The 25,566-nt window shown below is 70.4% G+C and carries 25 protein-coding genes; 8 read left to right on the top strand and 17 right to left on the bottom strand.

The genetic code is table 11. The features are described from left to right. Positions 1-3 precede the first annotated feature (3 nt). The 4 genes from MTO99_RS01455 to MTO99_RS01440 form a co-directional block, all read right to left on the bottom strand. Positions 4-1,182 (bottom strand): hypothetical protein, encoded by a 1,179-nt coding sequence (locus tag MTO99_RS01455; protein WP_243556335.1) that lies wholly within the window; start codon positions 1,180-1,182, stop codon positions 4-6. 153 nt (positions 1,183-1,335) lie between these two features. Beyond that, entirely contained in the window at positions 1,336-2,307 is a 972-nt protein-coding gene (locus MTO99_RS01450; RefSeq protein WP_243556334.1) for a glycosyltransferase family A protein, read from the bottom strand. Beyond that, positions 2,300-3,229 carry an NAD-dependent epimerase/dehydratase family protein gene (locus MTO99_RS01445; RefSeq protein ID WP_243556332.1) on the bottom strand — a complete coding sequence of 310 codons (930 nt, stop codon included), beginning with the start codon at positions 3,227-3,229 and terminating at the stop codon, positions 2,300-2,302. The genes MTO99_RS01450 and MTO99_RS01445 overlap by 8 nt, the downstream gene beginning before the upstream one ends. Further along, the gene (locus tag MTO99_RS01440; RefSeq protein WP_243556330.1) at positions 3,222-4,508 is read right to left on the bottom strand and encodes a rhamnosyltransferase WsaF family glycosyltransferase; all 1,287 of its coding nucleotides are present in this window, start codon (positions 4,506-4,508) and stop codon (positions 3,222-3,224) included. The genes MTO99_RS01445 and MTO99_RS01440 overlap by 8 nt, the downstream gene beginning before the upstream one ends. Before the next feature lie 133 nt (positions 4,509-4,641). Between MTO99_RS01440 and MTO99_RS01435 the strand changes: the two genes are divergently transcribed. Next, positions 4,642-5,508, top strand: coding sequence for a glycosyltransferase family 2 protein (locus MTO99_RS01435; RefSeq protein ID WP_243556328.1), 867 nt, complete (start codon positions 4,642-4,644; stop codon positions 5,506-5,508). Positions 5,509-5,547: 39 nt separating this feature from the next. Here the strand turns inward: MTO99_RS01435 and rfbA are convergent, their stop codons facing one another. Together rfbA and MTO99_RS01425 are read right to left on the bottom strand one after the other, a co-directional pair. After that, entirely contained in the window at positions 5,548-6,411 is an 864-nt protein-coding gene (gene rfbA, locus MTO99_RS01430) for a glucose-1-phosphate thymidylyltransferase RfbA (protein WP_243556326.1), read from the bottom strand. Next, positions 6,411-7,019 carry a dTDP-4-dehydrorhamnose 3,5-epimerase family protein gene (locus MTO99_RS01425; protein WP_243556324.1) on the bottom strand — a complete coding sequence of 203 codons (609 nt, stop codon included), beginning with the start codon at positions 7,017-7,019 and terminating at the stop codon, positions 6,411-6,413. Before MTO99_RS01425 ends, rfbA begins: the two co-directional genes overlap by 1 nt. A gap of 102 nt (positions 7,020-7,121) precedes the next feature. Here MTO99_RS01425 and rfbB point away from each other — a divergent pair, with 102 nt between their 5' ends. From rfbB to MTO99_RS01410, 3 genes are all read left to right on the top strand, one after another. Beyond that, positions 7,122-8,120: a dTDP-glucose 4,6-dehydratase gene (gene rfbB, locus MTO99_RS01420; protein ID WP_243556323.1), complete on the top strand. Its 999-nt coding sequence runs from the start codon at positions 7,122-7,124 to the stop codon at positions 8,118-8,120. 3 nt (positions 8,121-8,123) lie between these two features. Then, entirely contained in the window at positions 8,124-8,978 is an 855-nt protein-coding gene (gene rfbD / locus MTO99_RS01415; protein WP_243556321.1) for a dTDP-4-dehydrorhamnose reductase, read from the top strand. 91 nt (positions 8,979-9,069) lie between these two features. After that, positions 9,070-10,209 carry a glycosyltransferase gene (locus MTO99_RS01410; protein WP_243556319.1) on the top strand — a complete coding sequence of 380 codons (1,140 nt, stop codon included), beginning with the start codon at positions 9,070-9,072 and terminating at the stop codon, positions 10,207-10,209. A gap of 313 nt (positions 10,210-10,522) precedes the next feature. On the opposite strand, the gene MTO99_RS01405 is transcribed toward MTO99_RS01410, so the two are convergent. From MTO99_RS01405 to MTO99_RS01395, 3 genes are all read right to left on the bottom strand, one after another. Beyond that, a complete protein-coding gene (locus MTO99_RS01405; protein ID WP_243556317.1) occupies positions 10,523-11,896 on the bottom strand; it encodes an LCP family glycopolymer transferase in 1,374 nt (457 codons plus the stop codon). Beyond that, positions 11,893-12,360 (bottom strand): 5-(carboxyamino)imidazole ribonucleotide mutase, encoded by a 468-nt coding sequence (purE, locus tag MTO99_RS01400; RefSeq protein WP_243558882.1) that lies wholly within the window; start codon positions 12,358-12,360, stop codon positions 11,893-11,895. The genes MTO99_RS01405 and purE overlap by 4 nt, the downstream gene beginning before the upstream one ends. A 194-nt stretch (positions 12,361-12,554) precedes the next feature. After that, positions 12,555-13,685 (bottom strand): 5-(carboxyamino)imidazole ribonucleotide synthase, encoded by a 1,131-nt coding sequence (locus MTO99_RS01395; protein WP_256461026.1) that lies wholly within the window; start codon positions 13,683-13,685, stop codon positions 12,555-12,557. A 79-nt stretch (positions 13,686-13,764) separates the two neighbouring features. Between MTO99_RS01395 and MTO99_RS01390 the strand changes: the two genes are divergently transcribed. Next, positions 13,765-14,373, top strand: a complete 609-nt coding sequence (locus MTO99_RS01390) for a GtrA family protein (protein ID WP_243556315.1) — start codon at positions 13,765-13,767, stop codon at positions 14,371-14,373. Here MTO99_RS01390 and MTO99_RS01385 read toward each other — a convergent pair. From MTO99_RS01385 to MTO99_RS01375, 3 genes are all read right to left on the bottom strand, one after another. Then, positions 14,331-15,206, bottom strand: a complete 876-nt coding sequence (locus tag MTO99_RS01385; protein ID WP_243556313.1) for a DarT ssDNA thymidine ADP-ribosyltransferase family protein — start codon at positions 15,204-15,206, stop codon at positions 14,331-14,333. The genes MTO99_RS01390 and MTO99_RS01385 overlap by 43 nt on opposite strands. Positions 15,207-15,338: 132 nt before the next feature. Then, a complete protein-coding gene (locus tag MTO99_RS01380; RefSeq protein ID WP_243556311.1) occupies positions 15,339-15,911 on the bottom strand; it encodes a PH domain-containing protein in 573 nt (190 codons plus the stop codon). 7 nt (positions 15,912-15,918) lie between these two features. Next, a complete protein-coding gene (locus tag MTO99_RS01375) occupies positions 15,919-16,905 on the bottom strand; it encodes a biotin--[acetyl-CoA-carboxylase] ligase (RefSeq protein ID WP_243556309.1) in 987 nt (328 codons plus the stop codon). Positions 16,906-16,998: 93 nt separating this feature from the next. On the opposite strand from MTO99_RS01375, the gene MTO99_RS01370 reads away from it, so the two are divergent. Together MTO99_RS01370 and MTO99_RS01365 are read left to right on the top strand one after the other, a co-directional pair. Then, positions 16,999-18,609, top strand: coding sequence for an acyl-CoA carboxylase subunit beta (locus MTO99_RS01370; protein WP_435520782.1), 1,611 nt, complete (start codon positions 16,999-17,001; stop codon positions 18,607-18,609). After that, positions 18,606-18,827, top strand: coding sequence for an acyl-CoA carboxylase epsilon subunit (locus tag MTO99_RS01365; protein ID WP_243556306.1), 222 nt, complete (start codon positions 18,606-18,608; stop codon positions 18,825-18,827). The genes MTO99_RS01370 and MTO99_RS01365 overlap by 4 nt, the downstream gene beginning before the upstream one ends. A gap of 267 nt (positions 18,828-19,094) precedes the next feature. Here the strand turns inward: MTO99_RS01365 and MTO99_RS01360 are convergent, their stop codons facing one another. The 5 genes from MTO99_RS01360 to MTO99_RS01340 form a co-directional block, all read right to left on the bottom strand. Continuing rightward, on the bottom strand, positions 19,095-20,162 hold the full coding sequence (locus MTO99_RS01360; protein ID WP_243558879.1) for an IS1249 family transposase: 1,068 nt from the start codon (positions 20,160-20,162) through the stop codon (positions 19,095-19,097). A 193-nt stretch (positions 20,163-20,355) separates the two neighbouring features. Continuing rightward, positions 20,356-21,369: a DUF8320 family protein gene (locus tag MTO99_RS01355; protein WP_243556305.1), complete on the bottom strand. Its 1,014-nt coding sequence runs from the start codon at positions 21,367-21,369 to the stop codon at positions 20,356-20,358. After that, positions 21,366-22,595 (bottom strand): sensor histidine kinase, encoded by a 1,230-nt coding sequence (locus tag MTO99_RS01350; RefSeq protein WP_243556304.1) that lies wholly within the window; start codon positions 22,593-22,595, stop codon positions 21,366-21,368. The genes MTO99_RS01355 and MTO99_RS01350 overlap by 4 nt, the downstream gene beginning before the upstream one ends. Next, positions 22,582-23,262: a response regulator transcription factor gene (locus MTO99_RS01345; protein WP_243556303.1), complete on the bottom strand. Its 681-nt coding sequence runs from the start codon at positions 23,260-23,262 to the stop codon at positions 22,582-22,584. The genes MTO99_RS01350 and MTO99_RS01345 overlap by 14 nt, the downstream gene beginning before the upstream one ends. 20 nt (positions 23,263-23,282) lie before the next feature. Beyond that, positions 23,283-24,620 carry a class I SAM-dependent RNA methyltransferase gene (locus tag MTO99_RS01340; RefSeq protein WP_243556302.1) on the bottom strand — a complete coding sequence of 446 codons (1,338 nt, stop codon included), beginning with the start codon at positions 24,618-24,620 and terminating at the stop codon, positions 23,283-23,285. Between the two features lie 204 nt (positions 24,621-24,824). Here MTO99_RS01340 and MTO99_RS01335 point away from each other — a divergent pair, with 204 nt between their 5' ends. After that, positions 24,825-25,466, top strand: a complete 642-nt coding sequence (locus tag MTO99_RS01335) for a Maf family protein (RefSeq protein WP_243556301.1) — start codon at positions 24,825-24,827, stop codon at positions 25,464-25,466. The last annotated feature ends 100 nt before the right edge of the window (positions 25,467-25,566 follow it).

Genomic DNA, 25,566 nt, shown 5'->3' with positions numbered 1-25,566 from the left:
TCGCTATCTGCGCCGCGACATCCGAACGAACGGCGCGAGAAGCGCACGTTTGACGCGTCCGAGTCGCAGGAGGGCGAGGTATGAACGGCTGGTCGTGACCGCGTGCAACTGCGCGGCGATGGCTTGGCGCTGCGCCTCCCAGGCGGCCGCGAGCTCGCCGTTGTAGCTCGCGTTGCCCTGCTCGCGGATCCACTCGCGGATGTAGGTGCCGACGGTCGCCTGAATGCTCTGCTGAGCTCGAACCCAGCCCTCGGGGATCGAGTCGAGGCGTACTTGGCGGTCACGACTCCACTCGAGCAACTGCTCGAACCTCGAGGAGATCGAGTATCGCTGAGCGACTGTGCTGCGAAGCCGCTCGGCCTCGTCGGCGGCCGCGTCGAACCCGGCACGGATCTGCGACTCGATCTCGCGCGCCGACAGCCGTCGTGTGCGCCGCCCCGAGAAGTTCTCGTACGCCGTGTGCTCGAAGTTCTCGGAAGTCAGCCATCCCGGACCCCCGAAGTGGTCGTAGACGAACACCGGCGTGCCGGCCGTGATCGAGTACTGCACCGTCTTCCCGATCGTCACGACCGCGCCGACCGACGCGATGTCGTCGACGTCGACACGTCTCGGCGCGGCGCCCAGCTCGCGCTGCGAGCCCACGAGGTCGACGTCGAACTCGTCCGAGAGCAGTTCGAGAGCCTCGAGCAGCTCCGCCGGGATGTGGTTGGAGACGACGAGGAGGCTCCGCCGAAGCTGGTCGGGGCGGACGGCCTCGGCGAACCGGGCGGGCGCCGGGTTGCCGAACACCTGGAGGCGTTCGGGGTCGATCTTCTCGTAGAGCCCGGTGGCGACATGAGCGTCGAGCGAGCTCGGCGACTCGAAGAGCACCGCGGTCGCAAGGGCCGATTCGATCTCGGGGATGGAGGTGAACTCGGGCGCGAGATGGGCCGACATGTGGTGGAAGTAGAACGTCGTGGAGCCCGGCGAGGCGAGCACGCGTTCCGGGATGACCCCGTGCTGGATCCATGCGACATCGGGCATGCGCTCGGCGAGATCGGCGTCGAGCCGCTCGTCGGTGATCTCGAAGACCGTGAGCCCGCGGTCCTCGAACTCCGAGCGCAGGGGGCGCCCGAACGATTGGGTCGCGACGACCACTTCGGCGCCGAGCGACGCGATGAACTCGGCGAGTTCGAGCGTCACGATCTCGGATCCTTGGAAGCGGACGAGATGGCCTTGGGTGATCAGCACTTTGCGGCCGGCGAGTTCGGGTACACGCACGGTTGGTCCTCTCGACGAACGGCTCCCCTCATCGGAAGCCGCTGGCCTTTCAGCGTAGTCGATCGCCGGACGCGATCAGGCCTGTTTTCGGCTGTGCTCGAGCGACCCCGAGGCGATCGCGCGATCATCGGCGAGGTCGACGAGCGTCGACGGGCGATAGCTCGACCATTTGCGGATCTGGAACGACGGGTTCACGACGAGCCAGTAGAGCTTCCGCCGCCAGCTGTAGTCGCGGTCGCGCAGGATCCGGATAGTATCGCCTGCGATGCCCCGCGCGGTCAGCCTGATCTGGCTGCGCCGACTCATCCGCGGGATCGGCTCGCCGATCTGGCGAAGCCCGACCGTCTCGTCGAAGATCCGCTTGCCGTACTCGTCGAGCGTCAGGTCGTTCGAGTGTTCCACAGCGGCCCTCGGCGCGTATGCCTTGCGGTAGCCGGCCTCGATGATGTCACGCCCGAACAGCTGGTCTTCCGCGTACCTGACGTCGCGGTACGGGATAGTGTTCAGCAGGAAGTCCCGGCGGGCAGCCGAGTTCACGTCGGAGTAGAAACCGAGGTAGCCGAGCGCGGAGTCGTCGATCGCGTCGTCCTTGTAGAAGACGGATGTCGCGAGGTCGGGGCCGAACCCCGCGAACACGCCTTGGATCTCGTACTTGAGCAGCGGAAAGCACTCCCGACGCGGAACCTGCTTGCCCATGACCGCCACGATCCGCTCGTCGATCGCGAAGGGTGCGAGCAGCTCGCGAAGCCAGTTCGGCCCGATCGGGATCGCATCGTGGGTCAGGTAGGCGACGAACTCGCCGTTCGCGAGGCGGGCGGCGAGGTTGCGGGTGCGCCCGTGCCCGAACTCGGAGTTCGGGATCTCGTGGAGGCGGACCTCGGGGAACCGGCGGACGATGTCGAGCGTCGAGTCCGTCGAGCCGGAGTCGATGACGAGCACTTCGAACGGCGCGTCGAGCTCTTGCGCCCGAAGCTGGGCGAGGATGCGCTCGAGGTACTCCTCGCCGTTGTACGTCAGGATGGTGACGGTTGCGATCGGGTCAGACATCGGTGTGCTCTCGAATCTCGTCGAAGGTCAGGCGGATTCCGTCGTCGAGCGAGGTCAGAGAGTGCTCGCCGAACTCGTCGCGGTAGCGGTCGGTGTTGAGGATGACTCGGTCGACGAACGTCGGCGGCACAGGGCGCTCCACGATCTCGAACTCCTCGCCCGTAACGCGTCGGATCGAATCGAACACGTCGTTGACGGAGTACCCGACACCGCTTCCCAGGTTGTACAGGTCGTGGGCGGTCTCGTGCCCGGTGATGGCGAGGACCATCTTGACGAGATCCTCGACGTACACGTAGTCGCGCACCATCGAGCCGTCGCCGAACCGCACGACCGGACGCCCGAGCGCGATCTGGCGGAGCGCGATCGGAATGAGCCCCTGCTTGGAGTTCGGCTTCTGCCGCGTGCCGAAGGGGTTCGACACCCTGAGTACCGTCGAACGGAGCCCGTGCGTCGCCTGGAAGTAGTGGAGGAAGTGCTCGATCGTGAGCTTGCCGATCGCGTAGGGCGAGATCGGCAGAGCGCGGTCGCTCTCGGAGTACTCCGCGAGGCCCTGGTCGCCGTAGATCGCACCTCCCGTGGAAGCGAAATAGAGGTGCTCGACCCCGGCCGCGGCGCACGATTCGAGCAGCTCGACCGTCTGCGCCACGTTGGTGCGGATGTCGAGCGTGGGATCGGCTTCCGCAGTCGCGGGCGTCGTCGTCGAGAGGAAGTGGAAGACGTACTCCTGACCTTCGACCGCCGCCTCGAGGTCTGCGCGGCTCAAGAACTCGCCCGTCACCACTTCGACGGAGTCGGACGTGAACGTGGCACGCCGAGAGCTGAAACGATCGAACGCGCGCACGTCGTGACCTTCACGCACGAGACCGTCGACGAGGTGCGACCCGATGAATCCGTTGGCCCCGATGACGACCGCTCTAGCCACGGAGCGCCCCCTCCAGCGCCTTGACGAAGACGTCGCCGGAAGCGGCCCAGTCCACACCTCTCACGGACTCCGACATCGCGCGGGACCGCTCGACGGCGTCGGGTCGCTCGACCACTTCGACGAGCTTGCGCGCGATGGCGAGCGGCGACGACGGTACGTACTCGATGTACGGGTTGTCGGACACCATGCGGTTGTTCGGACCGTCGTTGACGACCGGTGTGACGCCGCTCGACATCAGCTCGAGCGGCAGCAGCGACATGTTGGACAGCGACATCACCAGGCCTGCGGCGCACCTGTTGTAGACCTCGTTCAGCTCGGAGAGCTGAAGGCTTGCAAGGTTGCGGTGCGCGAACGGAATACGCCAGTTCGAGACATCCCAGCCTGCCAGGTTGATGGTCACATCGGGGCGCAGCTTCGCGAAATCGTTCAGCACGAGCAACCCGAGTTCGAAGCCCCGCCGTGGGGTCACCGGCCGTGCGTAGAAGAAGATCTCGTTGCGCGGCCCGTCGTTCGTGATGCGGTACCGCTCGGTGTCGACCGCGAAGTCGAAGTGGTCGGCCGCCATGCCGTATTCATCGCGGAGCTTGTGCGCGAGCCATCCGCCCGCCGTGATCGCGTGGAAGCCGAACCGGTAGGTGTTCTCGGCGAGGATGGATTCGCTCCCGACCGGGTAGAAGCTCGGCTCGAAATCCTGCACGAAGTAGAGGCGTTTCGCGTGCGAGCGGTCGAGGAACGAGGGATACGCCGTCTCCCAGCCCGTTGCGAAGATGGCCTGCGTGTCATCGGCCACGCCTCGCTCCCGGTTCCACACCTCGATCGGGGCTCGAAGGGTCGGGTACGCTTCGCTCGCGGCGAGCATCGCCCGCACGCCTGCCACGTCGACCGGGCGGTCGTCAGCTTGGTAGAGGTAGATGCGGCAGTCATGGCCGGCACGCTCGGCGAACTCGATGAAGCGGAAGAGGTTCTGGTGCCCACCGCTCTCGCGGCCCGGAGGCGACATGATCCACGCGATACGTGCCGAGCCGGACTCGACGGTGATCGACTCGCTGATGCGGTCGGGAATCGTCGTCCAGTCGACAGCGGCCGCGTCTTCGAGCGCAACCAGCAGCGTCGGCACCTGCGGGCCTGCGGCCCGCGCGAGCTTCGTGCGCGCGTACCGGTAGGCCGCGCCCGCTCCTTGCGTGCGCACGAGTGCCGCCGCAGTGCGTACTTTTCGTACGATGAGCCGAGGCCCCCCAGAAACCGCCTTGCTGACCAGCCTGCCGATCGAACCCACCACGTACCTCTGCTGTCGAGTCGCTCCGCCGAAAGCGGAAAACCACCAGAGTCTAGCAACTGGCGCCTCCGCGCCCGCCGTGCTCGGCCCGAGCGTGACACGACGCGTGCGGCAGAGCGGAATAGGATCGGATACCGTGCCCGCTTCCGCTGAGTCTCGCGTCGCGGTCGTCACGGTGTCGTACAACTCGAGCGCACAGCTCGCCGCGTTCCTCACTTCCGTCGGCCGCCAGACGCCTGCTCCCGCGCGCGTGGTCATCGTCGACAACGACTCGGCCGACCTGGACGAGACCCGCACGGTGGCCGCGGAATTCGGTGCTCACGTCGTCGCGCTCGAGCACAACGTGGGCTACGGAGGAGCGATCAACGCGGGCGTGCTCGCCCTCGGCCCCGAGATCGACTACGTGCTCATCTCGAACCCCGACATCGCACTTCACGATGGAGCGATCGCGATCCTCACCGAGGCCGGCGAACGTGATCAAGGGGTCGGCGCGGTCGGCCCCCGCATCCTCAACGAGGACGGCACGACCTACCCGTCGGCCCGCAGCATCCCCTCCGTGCGCACCGGTGTCGGACACGCGGTCCTCGGCCACCCATGGCCTGCGAACCCGTGGACACGTGCCTACCGCGGCGAGCACGCCGACACCGGGGCCGCTCGCGATGCCGGATGGTTGTCGGGGTCGTGCGTGCTCGTGCGACGCTCGGCGTTCGATGCCATCGGCGGCTTCGACGAGAGCTACTTCATGTACTTCGAAGATGTCGACCTCGGGTATCGCCTGGGCAAGGCCGGATGGCGCAACCGCTACGAGCCGTCGGCCTCTGCTACCCACATCGGCGGAGTCTCCACGCGCACGGAGTCGGCTCGGATGCTTCGAGCGCACCACGAGAGCGCCATCAGGTTCATCAACCGCAAGTACGCGGCGGCCTGGCTCGCCCCGCTGCGCTGGACGCTCACGCTCGGCCTACGGACGCGTCTGCGGCTCATGTCCCGCCGGGCGCGCTGAGGGCCGAGAGTAGGCGCGGCCCGCGCAGCGGGCTGCTGCTCAGCCTGCGAGCAGTCGCGACAGGTAGGTGCCGTATCCGCTCTTCCGATACTGGTCGGCGAGCACAGCCAGTGCCGCATCGTCGATCCATCCGGCGCGCCAGGCGATCTCCTCGATGCATCCGATCTTGAAACCCTGGCGGTCCTCGATGACGCGCACGTACTCCGACGCCTGCATCATCGACTCGAACGTGCCCGTGTCGAGCCACGCCGTACCTCGATCGAGCACCTGCACCTGCAGCTTGCCTGCCTGCAGGTACCGCTCGTTCACCGTCGAGATCTCGAGTTCGCCGCGGGCACTCGGCTCGATCGTCTTGGCGATCTCGACCACCGAGTTGTCGTAGAAGTAGAGTCCGGGCACCGCGTAGTTGCTGCGCGGTGCGGCCGGCTTCTCCTCGATCGAGAGGGCTCGGAACTGCTCGTCGAACTCGACGACGCCGTACGCGGACGGATCGCTCACCTGGTAGGCGAAGATGAGAGCTCCGTCGATGTCGTTGTGCGTGCGAAGCGCCGAGCCGAGGCCCGTGCCGTGGAAGATGTTGTCGCCCAGCACCAGGGCCACCGACTCGTCGCCGATGAACTCCTCGCCGATGATGAACGCCTGAGCGAGCCCGTCGGGCGAGGGCTGCACCGCGTACTCCAGGCGGATGCCGAGTTGCGATCCATCTCCGAGCAACGCCTTGAACTGCACGTGATACTCGGGCGTGGTGATGACGAGGATCTCGTTGATACCCGCCATCATCAGGGTCGACAGCGGATAGTAGACCATTGGCTTGTCGTAGATGGGCATCAGCTGCTTGGAGATGCCCTTGGTGATCGGCCAGAGCCGGGTACCGGATCCGCCTGCGAGGATGATGCCGCGCATCACGCTCCCTTGTTCAGTTCGTCGTAGTACGCACGTGCCTGCTCCCAGGTGGGCAGCAGGCCGGACGCCTCGGCTTCGGCGAGGCTAGGGGCCTCGGTGTCTTTGGGCGACAGCAAGAGGTCGTCGGCGGCGATGCCGAAGTCGAGACCGACCGCAGGATCAAGCGGGTTCACGCCGTGCTCGCGTTCGGCGTTGAACGTCGAGGTGACGAGGTAGCTGACCGTCGCATCGTCGGTGAGCGCGACGAAGCAGTGCCCGAGTCCTTCGGCGATGTAGATCGCACGGCGATCGATATCGTCGAGCAGCACCGAATCCCATTGACCGAAGGTCGGTGAACCGGTGCGAATGTCGATGACGAAGTCGAGCACCGCTCCGTGCGTAGCGGTTACGTACTTGGCCTGGCTCGGCGGGACGTCCGCGAAGTGGATGCCTCGCACGACGCCACGCTTGGAGGCCGACGTGTTGGCCTGCGCGAGCTTCAGCGGGTGACCGATAGTCTCTTCGAGCCGATCGAACCGGTACCACTCGAGGAAGACACCGCGGTCGTCCCCGAACTGCTTCGGGGTGACCTCGTAGCTGTCGGGGACCTTCAGTTCGCGGATCTGCACCCCGAGAGTGTAGCAACGGGCAGCTCCATCCGACCTGGCCCGGAGGGGCCGCCCCACAGGCTGCCCCCGGTGTCGCAGGCGGCTCCCGGCTACGATGAACGGGTGTCAAACCTCCTCGTCACCGGCGGAGCCGGGTTCATCGGCTCGAACTTCGTCCACTACGTGATCGACCACACCGACCACACCGTGACGGTGCTCGACAAGCTGACCTACGCCGGCAACCTCGCCTCGCTCGAGGGTCTGCCCGAAGATCGGTTCCGGTTCGTGAAGGGCGACATCGCCGACGCGCCGCTCGTCGACAGGCTCGTCGCCGAGGCCGATGCGGTGGTGCACTACGCCGCCGAGAGCCACAACGACAACTCGCTCGCCGACCCGCGCCCGTTCCTCGACACGAACATCATCGGCACCTACACGCTCATCGAGGCGGCGCGTCGGCACGGCACCCGCTTCCACCACATCTCGACCGACGAGGTCTACGGCGACCTCGAGCTCGACGACCCGGCGCGCTTCACCGAGCAGACCCCGTACAACCCGTCGAGCCCCTATTCGTCGACGAAGGCGGGCAGCGATCTGCTCGTGCGCGCGTGGGTGCGCTCGTTCGGCCTGCAGGCGACGATCTCGAACTGCTCGAACAACTACGGCCCCTACCAGCACGTCGAGAAGTTCATCCCCCGCCAGATCACGAACGTGCTGCGCGGCGAACGGCCCAAGCTCTACGGCACGGGCGAGAACGTGCGCGACTGGATCCACGCGAACGACCACTCCTCGGCCGTGCTCACCATCCTCGAGAAGGGTCGCATCGGCGAGACCTACCTCATCGGCGCCGACGGCGAGAAGAACAACAAAGACGTGGTGGAGCTCATCCTCACCGAGCTCGGGCAGCCGGCGGACGCGTACGACCACGTCAACGACCGACCGGGCCACGACCTCCGGTACGCGATCGACTCGTCGAAGCTGCGCACCGAGCTCGGCTGGACCCCGCAGTACGCCGACTTCGCGGCTGGTCTCGCGGACACCATCGCCTGGTACCGCGACAACGAAGGCTGGTGGGCGCCGCAGAAGGACGCCACCGAGGCCCGCTACAAGGCCCAGGGCCAGTAGCCGATGCGCTGGCTCATCACCGGGGCATCCGGCATGCTCGGCCGCGACCTGCAGGCCGCGCTCGCCGGGCAGGACGTGACCGCGCTCGGCCGCGCTGAATTGGACGTGACGGATGCCGCGGCGGTTCGCGCGGCGGTCGCCGGCCACGACGTCATCGTGAACTGCGCGGCCTACACGAAGGTCGACGACGCCGAGACACACGAGGCCGAGGCGTACGCCGTGAACGCGACCGGCACCGGCCTGCTCGCCGCAGCGGCGGCCGAGGCGGGCGCGAAGTTCGTCACCGTGTCGACCGACTACGTGTTCGACGGCCACGCGACCGAGCCGTACGCCGAAGACCGGCCTCGCGACCCGATCAACGCGTACGGCCGTACGAAGGCCGCCGGCGAAGAGCTCGCCCTCGCCGCCCACCCCGACGGCGCCTACGTCGTGCGAACGGCGTGGCTGTACGGCGAGCACGGGCCGAACTTCGCGGCGACCATGCTGAAGCTCGCCGCGACGAAGGACAGCTGGTCGGTGGTCGACGACCAGGTCGGGCAGCCGACCTGGACGGCCGACCTCGCCGCGCAGATCATCGCCCTCGTCGACGCGGATGCACCGGCCGGCGTCTACCACGGCACCAACGGCGGACAGACGAGCTGGTTCGGATTCGCGCGGGCGGTGCTCGAAGCGGCAGGGCTCGACCCCGAACGCATCACCCCGACCGACAGCTCGTCGTTCGTGCGCCCTGCGCCGCGGCCCGCGTACTCGGTACTCGGGCACGACGCGTGGGCGTCCGCCGGACTCGCCCCCATGCGCGACTGGCGCGACGCGCTGCACGCCGCGGCCACGGCCGGCGTCTTCCCCCTTCTCGGCTAGAGACACACGGCTGCCGACTGCGAACGCACGCGGCGCCTGTCACCCGTTAGGGTGGCATCGCCGACCACTTCGCACGCGTCAGAGGAACCCCGTGACCACGACTCTCCGCTTCATCGTCGATCAGGTCGTCGCGCCCGTGCCGGGGCCGCTCGGACGCTACACCGTCGATCTCGGGCGTGCGCTCGTCGAATCGGCCCCGGCGGGCACCGCGGTGGAGGGCATCGTATCGTCGTCGCCGGAGTCCGACTACGAGCGCGTGCGCCACGAGGTGCCCGGACTCAGCGACCTCTACAAGACCTCGCTCGCCCGACGCGAGCTCCTCGCCGCATGGCAGCTCGGGCTCACGACCTCACCCGGAGGCGGCATCATCCACGCCCCGAGCCTGTTCGCCCCGCTGCGGCGGCACCAGCGCGAGCACGGCGACCAGGTGGTGGTGACCGTGCACGACGTCCTCGCCTGGACCCACCCCGAAGCGGTGAGCGCGACGTCGGTCGCGTGGCAGAAGGCGATGCTGAAGCGGGCGCGCAAGCACGCCGACGCCGTGGTCGTTCCGACCCACGCGCTGGCCGATCAGCTCTCGATGGTCGCGGACTTCGGCGATCGGGTGCGGGTCATCGGCACTGCGCCGCGCACGGGGCTTCGGGTCGATACGGATGCCGCGGAGCGCGCCGCGCGCCTCGGGCTCCCGCAGGGCGGTCATCTGGTGGTCGCGGGCACGCTCGAGCCGCGCACCGGCCTGGTCGATGTGCTCGCCGCGCTCGGCCGACCCGGTGTTCCCGACGTGCCGCTCGTCGTGATCGGTCCGGGCAACTGGGGTGAGCAGCACCTCGCGACCGTCGCCGAGGAGTACGGCGTCGCCCCCACGCGAGTGCGGCACTTCGAAGAGCTCGACGCGGCCGACCTCGCGGTCGTGCTGCACGGGGCGACCGCATTCGTGGCGCCCGCCCATGACGCCGGCGCCGGGACCACGCTCATCGAGGCGTTCAGCCTCGGCACGCCGGTCATCCACTCCGACATCCCCGCGTACGCCGAGACCGCCGCAGGTGCCGGCCTCGCAGTGCCGGTGGGAGTCGGCGACGGCTTCGCCGACCGGCTCGCGGCGGCCGTGACGCGCGTCGTCGAAGACCGCGAGTTCGCGGCCCGGCTCGCGATCGCCGGAAGCGACCGCAGCCGGGCGTTCAGCTGGCGCGATTCGGCCGAGCGGGTCTGGCAGCTCCACGCCGACCTGTAGCAGGCAAGCTCCCTGAGCCCGTCGAAGGGAGCCCGCTTCGACAAGCTCAGCGAACCGCACCCGCTCCCTGAGCCCGTCGAAGGGAGCCCGCTTCGACAAGCTCAACGAACCGCACCCGCCCCCTGAGCCCGTCGAAGGGAGCCCGCTTCGACAAGCTCAGCGAACCGCACCCGCTCCCTGAGCCCGTCGAAGGGAGCCCGCTTCGACAAGCTCAGCGAGCATCGACAAGCTCAGCGAACCGCACCCGCTCCCTGAGCCCGTCGAACGGAGCCCGCTTCGACAAGCTCAGCGAGCTTCGACGGGCTCAGCGAGCCTACTCCGCGGGCTCCTCGGTCGCCGGCGGCACGACGGCCTGCTGCACGAGCTGCAGCGCGTACGCGTAGTCGGGGTCTTCGGGGTCGAAACCGTTGTCGGGCACCAGGGGGATGTCGACGACCGGGGTCGTCAGTTCCTTCGCCTTCGTCGCCAGGTTCACGAAGTAGCCGAGCATCGACTGCGGGACATCCGTCTTCACGACCTGGGAGCCGGCCGCCGCGATCTCCTGGAACTTGCTGAGCACGTTCGCGGGGTTGAACTGGGCGAGCATCGCCTCCTGGATCTGCAGCTGCCGTGCCATCCGGTCGTAGTCGCTGGTGCCGTGCCGCGACCGCGCATACCAGAGCGCGTGGTAGCCGTCGAGATGCTGCTCGCCCGCCGGGATCCACTCGGCCACGGTCGTGAAGGTCTCATCGGCGTGGATCGGCACGTCTTCGGGCACGTTCACGGTGACGCCGCCGAGCGCGTCGACGAGCTGCTGGAAGCCGGCCATGTCGATGAGCACGTAGTACTGGATGTCGAGCCCGGTGATGGCCTCGGCGGCGTCGCGCATCGCCTCGATGCCGGGCTCGCTGCCCTGCGCGACCGCATCGGGGTACATCTCGGGACTCTTCAACTCGACCTCGGTGTAGATCGAGTTGAGCATGCATGCGTCGACCTCGCAGCCGTCGATCGCGCCGTACCCCTCGGGGTAGACCGCGTGCAGCGGCGAGTCCTCGCCGAACGGCACGTCCTCCATGTTGCGCGGCAGGCCGACGGTGACCGCCTGACCGGTCTCGGCGTCGACGCTCACCACCCGGATGCTGTCGGGCCGAAGCCCCTCGCGGTCGGGTCCGGCGTCGCCGCCGAGCAGTAGGAAGTTGTAGCGCCCGTTCTCATCGGGGGGCACGGGAGGACCCGCGACGAACACGTCGGAGAGGAATCCGCTCGTGGTCGTGGCGACGTACGCGCCGAACGCGGCCGTGCCGGACACGCCGACGAGCAGCACCACCCCGAGCGCGGCGATGCCGAACCGGGCGCCGGGCGCCGTCTTCACGAGTCGAACGAGCCGCAGCGTGTCGAACGTCAGCACGACCCACAGCACCGCGTAGAACAGCGCGACCAGCGCGATCGCCCAGAGCCCGATCGTGGAGGTCACGACGGTGTACAGCACGGTCGGCCAGACGAGCCAGACGACGAGCGCCGCGACCGCGAGGAACCAGAGCGTGAGCGTCGCGCCGAGCCCGAACCGGCCCAGCCGGCGGTTGCCCGCCAGCACCTGCGCCGAACCTGGCACGAGCACGTTGAGCAGCACCAGCCACCACCCGCGACGGGTCATCACCGTGCGCGAGGAGGCGTCGGGGAAGCGGATCGGGCTCGCGGCGAGGCTCATCGGGACTGCTTCAGCCGCTCGTTCTTCTCTTCGACGAGCTCGGCCAGCGCGGTCGCGTGGCGTTCGAGCGCCGCGGTCAGGGCGGGGTCGGATGCTCCGAGGATGCGCACGGCGAGCAGGCCCGCGTTGCGCGCACCGCCGATCGACACGGTCGCAACCGGGATGCCGGCGGGCATCTGCACGATCGACAGCAGCGAGTCGAGGCCGTCGAGCCGGGCGAGCGGCACGGGCACGCCGATGACGGGGAGCGTGGTGACCGATGCGAGCATGCCGGGCAGGTGAGCCGCGCCGCCGGCGCCCGCGATGATCGCACGCAGACCGCGACCGGCGGCCTGCTGGCCGTACGCGATCATCTTCTCGGGCGTACGGTGCGCGGAGACGACCTCGACCTCGTGGGTGACGCCGAACTCATGGAGGACTGCGGAGGCCTCCTGCATGACGGACCAGTCGGAATCGGATCCCATCACGACGCCGACGAGGGGGGCGGAGTTCGTCTCAGTCACTCGATCGAGTGTACGGGCGGCCGCTGGGAGAACCCCGCAGCATCCATCGCGTGCCGCCGTCGAGCTCCCTGAGCCTGTCGAAGGGAGCCCACCCCAGCTCCCTGAGCCTGTCGAAGGGAGCGAGGTCGCTTCGACAAGCTCAGCGAGCCTTCCCCTCAGTCCTGGAACACCGCCGCGGCCGACCGCGCCTCGTACACGACGTCGTCGAGGTCGTCGCCGACGGCGGTCACGTGCCCGACCTTGCGGCCCGGCCGGGGCTGCTTGCCGTAGTTGTGCACCTTCGCGGTCGGATGGTTCGCCATCGCCTCGGCGTACCGGTCGACGAGCTGCCCCTCCTCGGGACCGCCGAGGATGTTCACCATCACCGACCACGGGCGGTGCGTGCCGGTGCCGCCGAGCGGCAGGTCGAGCACCGCGCGCAGGTGCTGCTCGAACTGCCCGGTGGTGGCGCCGTCCATCGACCAGTGCCCCGAGTTGTGCGGGCGCAGCGCGAGCTCGTTCACGAGCACCCGGTCGTCGACGGTCTCGAACAGTTCGACGGCGAGCACCCCGGTGACGCCGAGCCCGTCGGCGATCGCGACCGCGACGTCGGCCGCGACATCCGCGAGTCGCCCGGCCGATTTCGGCGCCGGCGCGATGACCTCGCTGCAGACGCCGCCGACCTGCACGGTCTCGACGAGCGGCCACGCGGCCACCTCGCCGCTCGGGCGTCGGGCGACGAGCTGGGCGAGCTCGCGCCGGAAGTCGACGAGCTCCTCGACGAGCAGTGCGCCCTGCCCGCCGTCCTCGGCGGCGGCGGTGAACCACTCGGACACCTCGGCGGCGCTGCGCACGACGCGCACGCCCTTGCCGTCGTAGCCGCCGCGGGGCGTCTTCACGACCGCGGCGCCGCCGTGCTCGGCGATGAACGCGTCGAGCTCGGCGGGCGCCACGACCCGCGCCCAGTCGGGCACCGGGAGGCCGAGCTCGGAGAGCCGCTCGCGCATCAGCAGTTTGTCCTGTGCGTAGCGCAGCGCGTCGGGCCCGGGTCGCACCGCGACACCCGCGTCGACGAGGGCGCGCAGCACGTCCTGCGGCACGTGCTCGTGGTCGAACGTGACGACGTCGACGGTCTTCGCGAAGTCGAGCACGGTGGCCGTGTCGGTGTAGTCGCCGACCCGGTCGGCGGCGATCGCCGCCGACATGCCGTCGGCCTCGGCGAGCACGCGCAGCTCGACCCCGAGCTCGATCGCCGCCGGCACCATCATCCGCGCCAGTTGTCCGCCGCCGATCACTCCGACCCGCACCCGTGCCACCCTTCGTCGCGGCCCACCGCGTGCGGGCCCAGCCCAGTCTACGAGCAGGCGCCGCGACTACGATGGCCGGGTGACCACGCCAGCCACCCCGCTCCGCAGGCTGTGGCACGGCTTGGTCGCCTATCTGCTGAAGTTCGGCGTCGTGGGCCTCATCGGTCTCGTGATCGACGTCGCCCTCTTCAACGCGCTGCGGCTCGGGGCGTTCGGCGCCGACGGATGGGCGCAGTCGGCGATCGGGGCGAAGACCGTCTCGACGTCGGCCGCCATCGTGTTCAACTGGGTCGGCAACCGCTACTGGACCTTCCGCCGGCACCGCCGCCGCAACTACCTGCGCGAGTTCGCCGAGTACCTGCTCGTCTCGCTCGGCGGCATGGCGATCTCGCTGGGCTGCCTCTGGATCAGCCACCACGCGCTCGGGTTCACCAGCCTGCTCGCCGACAACATCGCGTCGAACGTCATCGGGCTGGGCCTCGGCACCGCGTTCCGGTTCCTGCTCTACCGGTACTGGGTGTGGGGCGCGTACCGGGCCGACGGCCTGTCGGCCGCGGCCCGGGTCGAGGAGGCGCAGCGTGCGCTCTTCGAGGAACCGCCCGCGGGCGCGGACGACGCGAACGCAGGCGAACCGGATGCCCCGGCTCAGGCCTCGGCGCCGCCGCCGGGCTGGAACCAGGGCGGGTAGACCGCGACCTTCGCCTTCGCGCCGACAGCCGAGAGCGCCTGGCGCACCCGGTCGCGGACCCGGTCGTTGGCGACGGCGATGAGCGAGAACCGCTCGAGCGGCACCGGGCCGCGCACCAGCAGTTCCGCGCGATCGAACGGCGCCGACTCCTCGAGCCGGGCGAGGCGGCGGAGCATCCGCTCGACCGCGTCCCAGCCGACCTCGAACTCGTCGCCGGCGATCGCGGCGTCCGAGGCACCGGCCGCGACCGCGTCGGGCTGCGCCTCGCGCGGCCCGAGGGTCGAGGCGACCGACCCGACGAACACCACGTGCTCGGCGGCGGGGCGCTCGACGGCCTCGGCGGTGAGCCGCGGGTCGGGCCGGCCGCTGCGCACCGCATCCCACACGTCGGCGTTCGTCGACAGCAGCAGCGGCACGTACTCGGCGATCGCGGTGTCGGTGCCGGGCACGTGCGCGCTGCGGCGGAAGTCGCGCGCGGCGGGTGCGGCGAGGTCGACGGCGGGGGTCGCGGCCGGGTCGCCGACGTCGGGCAGCACGGCGCCGGCCCCGAGGATCCCGGCGAGGTTGTCGATGTGGGTGACGTGGTAGACGCGCAGGGCGCGCACGTCGATCGGGGTGGTCAGCTCACCTGCACGACGCCCCGGCACCGCGGTGCGTCCTGCTGCCGCGCGCGCCCCGCGCGTGCGCGGTGCGGTGGATCGGGTCGTCGATCCGCGAGTCGTCGTCGCGCGCGCGGACGCGGCGCGCGTCGGAATCTCGGGCGGCTCGGGCTGCTTCGGGGGGAAGCAGATCGCGCACAGTCCGTCGTCGAAACCGTGGATGCACTCGGCCAAAGGATGCCTCTCCGGCGAGCCGTCGGGTGCGGCGCGCGCCGTCCGTCGAGTGTACGCGGTCGTGCTGTGCGCTCGCGCCGCGGCGGAGCATCCGTCGTTGCCCGGCGGGCGTTCCGGCCGTGCCGGGCCCGCCTACCGGGCGCCGAAGACCACCGTGTCGCCCTCGATCCCGCCGCCGGGCCGGCCCGCAGCCTGCGCGGCGAGCACCGCACGCGCGTGCTCGGCGTCGACGAGTTCGTGCAGCGCCTCCTGCAGGAGCGCGGGCCGCGGGACGTCCTGCAGCACGACCGGGCGCTCCTGACCGGCGTCCACCCGCACGTCGCCGCAGCCGAACAGGCGCTGACCCGGCGACTGGCGCACCCTGATGTCGATGCTGCGCGCGAGCGGCACGTCTCGCCGGGTGCGGACGAACACGCCCGATCGCAGGATCACCCGCCGCGTGGTGATCGTGGTGCGCCGGGTGAGCCACGCGAGGTACGGCAGCAGCACGCCCAGCACCACCAGCACCGCGGCGAGCGCGATCGCCGCCCAGCGCTGCCAGTCCTCGGCGAGGATGCCGAGCGCGTACGGCAGCGCCCCCGCCACCGCGACGAGCAGCAGCACCGGCAGGATGAGCATGCGTCCGTGCCGCCGCACCCGTGCGACGACGCGCTCGGGCGACGCCGTCGGCGCGCCCGTACGACTCGTCGACGGAGGGCGGCTCATACGCCCATTAATACCGCAGGTGGGTCACGTCCCCCGCCCCGACAGCCTGCGGTTCACCCGACTCGCGGTCACGGACGACGAGACGCCCGTCGCGGTCGAGGCGCTCGGCGGTGCCGAGCAGTTCGCCCCCGCCGGGCAGTTCGACACGCACGTCGGCGCCGATCGTGCCGCAGCGCTGCGCGATGCGGTCGGCGAGCCCGCTCGCGGTCGCGTCGCCGTCGGCGGCGAGGAACTCGTCGACCGCGGCGAGCAGGGTGCCGAGGTAGTCGGCGAGCACCGCATCGGCGTCGGGCCGGCGGCCGGTCGCCAGCAGCAGCGAGGTCGAGGTGAGCGTGGGCAGGTCGTGCTCGTCGAGGGTGAGGTTGAGGCCGGCGCCGACGACGACCGCGTCCCCGCCGGGCAGGAGTTCGGTGAGGATGCCGCAGACCTTGTATCCCGAGATCAACACGTCGTTCGGCCATTTGAGTTCGACCTCGACGAGGCCGGGGCCGTCGTCCTCCACGGTCGAAGCAGTGCTCCCTGAGCCCGTCGAAGGGAAGCTCCCTGAGCCCGTCGAAGGGTGCTTCGCTTCGACAGGCTCAGCGAGCCCGACCGGCTCAGCGAGCCCGACCGGCTCAGCGAGCCCGGAAGGCTCAGTGAGCCCGGAAGGCTCAGCGAGTCCGGCGCGCCCGACCGCCCGCTCGACCGCCTCGGTCATCGCGAGCCCGGCGATGAGCGGCAGCCAACCGAGGGATGCCGCGTCGAGCGGCCGTCCGTCGCGTCGCGCGGGGCGCAGCAGCACCGAGATCGCGAGGGTCTTGCCGGTCGGTGCGAGCCAGGTGCGCCCGAGCCGGCCGCGGCCGGCGGTCTGGTCGTCGGTGACGACGACGGCGCCGTGCGGCCAGTCCACGGCCTCGGGTCCCGTCGCCGCCTCGCGGAGCACGTCGTTCGTCGACGTCGCCTGCTCGAGGAACTCGAACCGCCCGACCTGCGCGCGCGACCTGCCCCACTCCATGTGCACCTCCGGATGCGTGTCGGATTCAGGCTAGTATCCGGTCGGGATTTGTAGGAAACCGTCAACGAAGCCGCCGCAAAGCCCGCCGGTAGAGTGAACCGCGTGACCGAAGCGACCACCGACGGCCCAGACCTCACCACGACCGCGGGCAAACTCGCCGACTTGAAGCACCGCTACCACCATGCGGTGACGGCTGCGGGCGAAGCAGCGCAGGTGAAGCAGCACGCGAAGGGCAAGCTCACCGCCCGCGAGCGCATCGAGGGCCTGCTCGATCCGGGGTCGTTCGTCGAGCTCGACGAGTTCGTGCGCCACCGCACCCACGCGTTCGGCATGGAGGAGAAGCGCCCGTACGGCGACTCGGTCGTCACGGGCACCGGCACCATCCACGGCCGACAGGTCGCGGTGTACTCGCAGGACTTCACGACCTTCGGCGGCTCGCTCGGCGAGGTGGCCGGCGAGAAGATCATCAAGGTGATGGACCTCGCGCTGAAGACCGGCGTGCCGATCATCGGCATCCTCGACTCGGGCGGCGCGCGCATCCAGGAGGGCGTGGTCGCGCTCGGCAAGTACGGCGAGATCTTCCGCCGCAACACGCAGGCGTCGGGCGTCATCCCGCAGATCTCGATCGTGATGGGCCCGGCCGCGGGCGGTGCGGTGTACTCCCCCGCCCTCACCGACTTCGTCATCATGGTCGACAAGTCGAGCCACATGTTCGTCACCGGCCCCGATGTCATCAAGACGGTCACGGGCGAGGAGGTCGGGTTCGAAGAGCTCGGCGGCGCGCTCACCCACAACACCGTCTCGGGCGTCGCGCACTACCTCGCCAGCGACGAGGACGACGCGCTCGACTACGCGCGCACCCTCGTCTCGTTCCTGCCCGACAACAACATGAGCGAGTCGCCGGTGTACGACGCCGACGTCGAGCTCGAGATCACCGATGCCGACCACCGGCTGAACACGGTCATCCCCGACTCGCCGAACCAGCCGTACGACATGCACCAGGTCATCGCCGGGGTCGTCGACCACGGCGACTTCCTCGAGGTGCAGCCGCTGTTCGCACCGAACATCCTCATCGGCTTCGCCCGCATCGAGGGGCGCTCGGTCGGCATCATCGCGAACCAGCCCAATCAGATGGCGGGCACGCTGAACATCGCCGCGGGCGAGAAGGCGGCCAGGTTCGTGCGGTTCTGCGACGCGTTCGGCCTGCCGATCGTCACCCTGGTGGATGTCCCGGGCTACCTGCCCGGCACCGATCAGGAGTGGACGGGCGTCATCCGCCGCGGCGCGAAGCTGCTCTACGCGTACGCCGAGGCCACCGTGCCGCTGGTCACCGTCATCACCCGCAAGGCCTACGGCGGCGCGTACATCGTGATGGGGTCGAAGCAGCTCGGCGCCGACATCAACCTGGCCTGGCCGACGGCCGAGATCGCCGTCATGGGTGGTCAGGGCGCGGTCAACATCCTCTACCGCGCCGAGCTGAAGCGCGCCGAGGAGGCCGGCGAGGATGTCGCGGCCGTGCGCACGCAGCTGGCCAACGAGTACACGTACAACGTGGCATCCCCGTTCCTGGCGGCCGAGCGCGGCGAGCTCGACGGGGTCATCGAGCCGGCGGCGACGCGCGTGGCGATCGTGAAGGCGTTGCGCACGCTGCGCACCAAGCGCGCGAGTCTGCCGCCCAAGAAGCACGGGAACATCCCGCTGTGACCGAGGACGAGCCCACCGTCGACCTGCGGATCCGCACCCGCGGCGTGTCCGACGACGAAGCCGCGGCGGCCACCGCGGTCGTGCTCGCCGCGATCGCCGCGCAGCGGGATCAGCCGCCGGCGCCGACCGGGCCAACCGACGGCTGGGTGCGCGCCGCGCGGCCGCACCGCCGGCCGTTCGAGCGGGGTCCCGGGCGATGGGTCGGCTGGGGGCGCTGAGGGTGTCCGCCATTGTCCCCCGAAACACCGACTTGGCAAGGCCCCCGATGGGGGGCAGCATAGTCATGCAGGCTCCTCATCGGAGCCGCCACGGTCGTCGGTCGGGTAACCGATGACCGGTTGGGGGCGAGTCAGGGTGATATTCGGGTTGTCATCGTGACTCGAGCTTGAAGGGGCCGGTCGTATCGACCGGCCCCTTCCTCATGCCCGGCGGCCGTGACCCCGATGGGGCTTATAGGCAAGAACGTGTGGATGGTGTCGGGCGTGTCATGTTCTGCCTGCCCATCCTGAGCGGGTCCAGAGGCCTTCTTCGGCGCTCAGGGCGGTGTCGTAGAGTGCGGGTCCGATGGGGTCTTCTGTCGGTGGTTCGACGTGTTTCGGTGCGGGCTGGTGGGCGTGCTTGTGTGCTTGATCGATGGGGATCTCGTGGAGGAGCAGGAACCATTCGGCGGCCCTTCGGCGGTGTTCGATCGGCATGCCGCGGTGGTGGCGGAGGAGGTTGCGGATCTGGGAGTTCAGGCCTTCCAAGCGTGAGGTTGCTCTTGGGTTGCCGTGCTCGAGGTTGGTGAAGATGTGTCCGGCTTGCGCGGCGCGGTGCAGGATCACCCAGGCTTTGCGGAGCCGGTGATGGGTGTACCCGAACTGGCCGTTGTCGTACATGCTGCGTTCTCGGGTGAGGTGCCCGTATTTCTGCCACCAGGCTTCGAGCGTGAGCCGCCAGGTGATCGCGTCATCGACCGTGTGGACATCGGTCAGGGCGAGCGCGATCTGTCGGAGTGCTTTGCCGGCGTGCAGGCGTGGTTTGCGTGTGAGTTCGCGGGTCACGTTCATCTGCAGGTGGAAGATACAGCGTTGGACCTTGGTGTCTGGCCAGGTTCGCGCGAGTGCGGAACGGATCCCGGAGCCCCCATCGGTGACGACCACGGTCGGTGGTGGGATCTGGGTGAACAGGGCTTCCCACGCGGCAGTGGACTCGCTTGCGGCCCATTGCCAGGCGATCACGGTCCCGGTCGAGGATTGCGCGATCAGGAGGCACCAGGACCCGACCCAGACGCCGTCGACGAGGACCGCGTCATGGACTTCACCGGTGATCGGCATGCGGGGTTGAAGGTCCCAGCACCAGGCGGTGTCGTGACGGAAGGAACGTCCAGTACCGCCGCCGAGCTCGGCCTGAGATGCTTTGCCCGTCAGCCAGGTCAGGAACCGGCGTAACTGCTCACGTCTGGTGACATCCGGACGTCGCCGTACGGAGGAGGCCCCGCAGTCCCGGCACCGCCACCGCTGCGTTCCGGCCGCGGTCGTCCCGTTCTTCACGAGCAACGATCCGCATACCATGCAGCGCGTCTGATTCGAGGGATGGTTCACGACTAAGGGTCGCGGACCATGACAATACTCGTGCTGCCGCGTGATTCCGCCGCGAGATCAAGATCCCATCCACACGTTCTTGCCTATAACCCCCCCGATGGCCCACCCCGGATGCCTCGGCGGCACGTCCTCGTGCCCTGCCCGTCGGCCGGGGCCGCGAGGATCAGTCGTCGACGGCACGCGGGATCTCGAGCCAGAGCTCGACCTCCGCATCGTCGTCGTCGTGCGCGGCCGGGTCCCCGCTCCCGCGCAGGCCCACCACCGTGACCGCCACCGGCGAGCCCTCCGCCGCCGTGCGCACGATGATGCGGTCGGCGGTCGACCGGGCGATCGCCTCGGCCAGCCGGGACAGCACCCGGTCGCGGGCCGGTTCGTCGAGCTCGTCGATGCCGCCCTCGTCGAGGAGGGTCACCGTGATACCGCGTTCGCGTGCCCGCTGCACCTCGACGCGCACGACGTCGGTGAGCAGCATCCGGCCGCGGATCTCGTCCCGGATCGCGGCCTCGAGCATCCGGCACTCGCGTCGCTGCTGCTCGGTGAGCACACCGCCCTGATCGGCGATGCGCCGCAGCATCGGCGAGGCGATGCGACTCGTCTGCGCCAGTCGCATCCGGCCCTCGAACAGGTGCGCATCCTGCGCCGCCTGCCACGCGGCCGCCTCCCGCTCGGCCTGGCCGTAGCGCCGCGCCGCCCGCGCCGCCGACGCCAGGGCGACGGTGAGCGCGTGCGCGATGGCGACCCACACGATGCTGCCCACCACCCCCAGGCTGCCGAGCGCCGCGAACCCGGCCCACAGCAGCGTCTGCAACGCGAGCGCCCCCACGCCGATCCACGCCATGACGAGCTGGCGGCGGGCCGCGACGATCGTCATGAGCGTGCCCACCGCGGCCACATACCAGGTCGCGAACCCGTTGTCGGCGTCGGGGTCGAGCTGCGTGGTGACCAGCACCGGCACCGCGATGGCGACGACCAGGTCGAACGCGGCCAGCCAGTCGGGCATCCGCACCCGCCCGGTGGGCCAGAGGCTGAGCACCGTCGCGGCGGCGTACAGCCCCAACGCGGCGAGCGTCGGCCACGGCCGGTGAGGCACGCCGAGCGAGCTCAGACCGAGCACGACGTGGAACATCGAGAACGCGGCGCCCAGGGCGAGCAGCAGCCAGCGCGAGATGGCGATCACGCGCGATCCACCCCCTCGGGCCAGACCAGCGTGACCGTCGTGCCGTGGCCCGGTCTGGACGCGATCGTCGCACGGCCGCCGGCGCCGGCGAGCCGCTCCTCGATCGAGACGCGCAACCCGAGCCGCTCCGTCGGCACCATCGCCGGATCGAACCCGATGCCGGTGTCGGCGATCTCGATGACGCAGCCGGTCGCGCGCACCCCGCGGATCCGCAGCTCCCGCCGCGTCGGGCGCGTGCCGTCGTCGGCGTGCTGGAGGCTGTTCACCATCGCCTGCACCGCGGCCGAATAGAGCGCTTCGACCGCCTCAACGGTGAGCTCGACGCCGCCGGCGTTGACGACGCGCACCGTGAACGGGGTCGCGAAGGTCGTGAGGGCGGCACGCAACCGGCGCACCAGAACGTTCAGCTCGATGCTGGCGTCGGGTTCGGCAGCGGACGTTCCGGCCTCGCGGAGCCGGGCGACGGCATCGCGGGCCATCCGGGCGGCGAGCTGCTGCTCGTCGGAGGTGCCCGCGGCCGCCGCGGCGAGCAGCGTCGTGAGCACGCTGTCGTGCACCAGCGCGTCGGTCCGCACCCGTTCGATCTCGTTCGCATGCTGCCGGGCCGCGATGTCGTACCGCGCGAGCGCGGCCTCCTGCGCGGCATCGACGCCCGCCGCGGCGTGCCGCAGCATCGCGACGATGACGAGGACCACCATGCCGAGCACGATCGAGTAGCCGGTCTCGAACGCAGCGGTGAACGGATCCGCCGAACCGCCCTGCGGTTGCAGGCGCACCACGCCGTAGAGGACCGGCGCGACGATCGTGTACCCGACGGCGGCGCCGATCGGCATCGCGAAGACGACCGCGGTCGTGGCGACCGTCATGAGGTAGTACAGCCACGGCGCCTGCCCGTCGAGCGCGACCGGGTGCTCGACGAGGAACGGCCACGCCACCAGCGCCGCGGCGTACGCGACGGCGTAGACCACGGCGGTGATGCGTTCGGCGATCCGGGCGATCATCGCGACCGCGAGCGCGACGGCCGCACCGTACATCACCGCGCCGAGCGCGGCGGCCGCGCCCTGGACGAGGGCCTCGGCCTGCGCGATCACCGCGGGCACGGTCTGCAGCGAGAAGACGATCGCCGCGGCCCCGAGGGCGCGACCGGTGATGGTCTCGACCCGTGCGCCGCTCACCGCACGGCGCGCGTCCGCGGGGCGCGCGAGGCGCCCGTCAGCGCCGGGCATCTCCGGCTTCGTCGAGCCCCGGCAGGATGCCGTCCTCGACGGCGCGGCGCAGCAGGTCGACCTTGGTCGGCGCCGGGCGGCCGACCTCGATGTACTTCTGCCGGATGCGGTCGAGGTATTCGCGTGCCGTCGAGTGCGCGATGCCGAGCTGCTGTGCGACCAGCTTCAGCGGCAGGCCCGACGCGTACAGGTGCAGCACGTCGCGCTCGCGCCGCCCCAGCGCCGCCTTCGCGAAGTCGCGGTCGGCCTCGATCGCGCTCGCCCATTCCACGTTGTTCAGCACGTCGCCGCGAGCCACGACCGCGATCGCGCCGATCACGGCGGACATCGGCGACGACTTCGGGATGACGCCCGCGGCGCCCGCCGCCAACGCCTCGCGCACGGCGGCGACCCGGTCGGCGATGCTGTGCACCAGCACCCCGCTGCCCGTGGCCAGCACGGCGCGGACGTTGTCGGTGACGCTGCGGCCGTCGCCGAGCGACAGGTCGAGCACCACGACGTCGACCCGGTCCAGGCCCAGCGCGTCGAGCAGTTCGGGCACCCCCGCAGCCTCGGTGACGACCTCGTAGCCCGCGTCGCGGCACGCGGCCCGCAACCCGAGCCGCACCGCTTCGTGGTCGTCGACGATCGCGACCGTCGTCGGCCCGTCGTGCTGCGCCTGCCCCACTGCCGCCCCCTCCGCTGTCCTCACACGATAGCGCTCAGCCGCGCGACGGCCTCGACGTGGTGCGTGTTCGGGAACAGGTCGAATGCGCGCAGTTCCTCGAGCCCGTAGCCGAGATCGCGGAAGGTCGCGACGTCGCGCGCGAGCGCAACCGGATCGCACGCGACGTAGACCACCTGCGCGGGGTGCAGCGCGGCCACCCCGGCGACGACGTCGCGTCCGGCGCCCGAGCGCGGCGGGTCCAGCACGATCGTGCCGCCGCGGATGCTCCGCGACGCATCCGATCGCCCGAGTTCGGTGAGGAACCGGTCGACTCGCGCCGTCACCGCCCGGGCGCCCACGAAGTCGGCGAGGTTCGCGCCGGCGTGCTCGGTCGCGCGCGCGTCGGCCTCGACGGAGGTGATGCGCAGCGTCGACCCGAACCGATCGCCGACGGCGGCGGCGAGCAGGCCCACGCCGCCGTAGAGGTCGAGGTGCTCGGCGGCGAGGTCGAACCGGTCGGGGTCGATCGCCTGCTGCACGGCCCGGGTGAGGGTCGCCGCGGCGCCGCGGTGCACCTGCCAGAACCCATCGCGCGCGAGCCGGAATCGCCGATCGCCGACCAGTTCGACGATCTCGGGTGCGGCCTCGCGCGGATCGCCCGCCCGGCGCACGACGACGGATGCTCCGCCCCCGGTCGGCGCGACGAGCTCGACCGACTCGACCGCCCCGTCGAAGCGGGTGCCGAGCGGCGCGATGCCCTGCAGAGCGGTCGCCGCGAGCGGCAGGCTAGCGACCGGAACGACCCGGTGGCTGCGCGCCGCGTACGGGCCGACCCGGCCCTCGTCGTCGACGTGCAGGCGGACCCGGGTGCGCCACCCGGTGCCCGCCTCGACGTCGACGCCGGGGGCGAGCGCGTCGTCGACGGCCACGACCACCACCTCGCGCTGCTCGCCCGCCATGCGCGCGAGGGCGTCCTGCAGCACCTCCGCCTTCAGGGCGCGCTGGCGGTGCATCCGGATGTGGCCGAACTCGGCCCCGCCCGCCCGCTGCTCGGGCGCGCGGTCGACGGATGCCTCGGCCCACACGTGCTCGCGGCGGTCGGGCGACGCGTCGAGCACCTCGAGGGTCTCGGCCCGCCAGAACCGGTCGCGGCTCGCGTCGGTCACCTGCGCGCGGACGCGTTCGCCAGGGATCGCGTCGGCGACGAACACGACGCGCCCCTCGTGCCGGGCGACCGCGACGCCGCCGTGCGCGATGCGCTCGACGTCGAGCTCGAGCTCGGGGCCGGCGACCGGGGCCGCGGGCGTGCGGCGCCGCGGGTGCGCGGTGCGCTTGGCACCCGTGGGGCTGGACGTGCGGTGGCGGGAGGGGCGGGCCATCCTTCCATCCTGCCCGCTCGCACCCCGCCCCGCCCCCTCCGCCCCGTCAAGTACCCAGTCCAGCCATGTACGCAATTCAGGAGCGCGCACGGCGTGTCGGCCATTCAGTGCCGCGACACGCCGGCCGACACACCTCCGCACCTGAATTGCGTACATGGCGGAGGGGGCGGGCGGGGGCGGGCGGGTGCGCGGCAGGATGGGGGCATGCGCCTGTACCTCGCCTCGACGTCTCCCGCCCGCCTCCAGCTGCTGCGCCAGGCCGGCATCGAGCCGGTGACCGTGTCGCCCGGCGTCGACGAGGAGGCGCTCGTCGCCGAGCACGAGGCCGAGCACGGTCCGCTCGACGCGCCGGCGCTCGTGCAGCTGCTGGCCCGGGCGAAGGCCGAGGCGATCCTCGGATCCCGCCCAGGCGGCGAGCCGATCGACGGGTTCGTGCTCGGCGGCGATTCGGCGTTCCTCGTCGACGGCGCGCTGCACGGCAAGCCGCACCGCCCCGAGGTCGCCCGCGAACGGTGGGCGGCGCAGCACGGGCGCACCGGGCTGCTCTGGAGCGGGCACTGGCTGATCGACCATCGGGGCGGGCGGCCCGGTGCCGCGATCGGGCGGCCGGATGCGGCATCCGTCACCTTCGCCGAACTCGACGACACCGAGATCGACGCCTACATCGCGACCGGGGAACCGCTCGCGGTGGCCGGCGCGTTCACGATCGACAGCCTCGGCGGCCCGTTCATCCGGCGCGTCGACGGCGACCCGTCGACGGTGGTCGGCCTCAGCCTGTCGACGCTGCGCGAACTGGTGCGCGAGCTCGGCGGCACGTGGACGAGCCTCTGGAACCGGGTCGGCTGACCGATCCGGGGCATCCGAACCCTTGTCGACCCTGATACGAGTTCTGGAGGTCTTTTTGTGGAGGTCACCCAAAGGCGGTTGCGCGCATCTGAATAGCCTT

The sequence above is a fragment of the Agromyces larvae genome, from assembly GCF_022811705.1.
GTDB lineage: Bacteria > Actinomycetota > Actinomycetes > Actinomycetales > Microbacteriaceae > Agromyces > Agromyces larvae.
The sequence above is the reverse complement of the archived record's forward strand: the minus strand, read 5'-3'. Positions and strand labels throughout refer to the sequence as shown.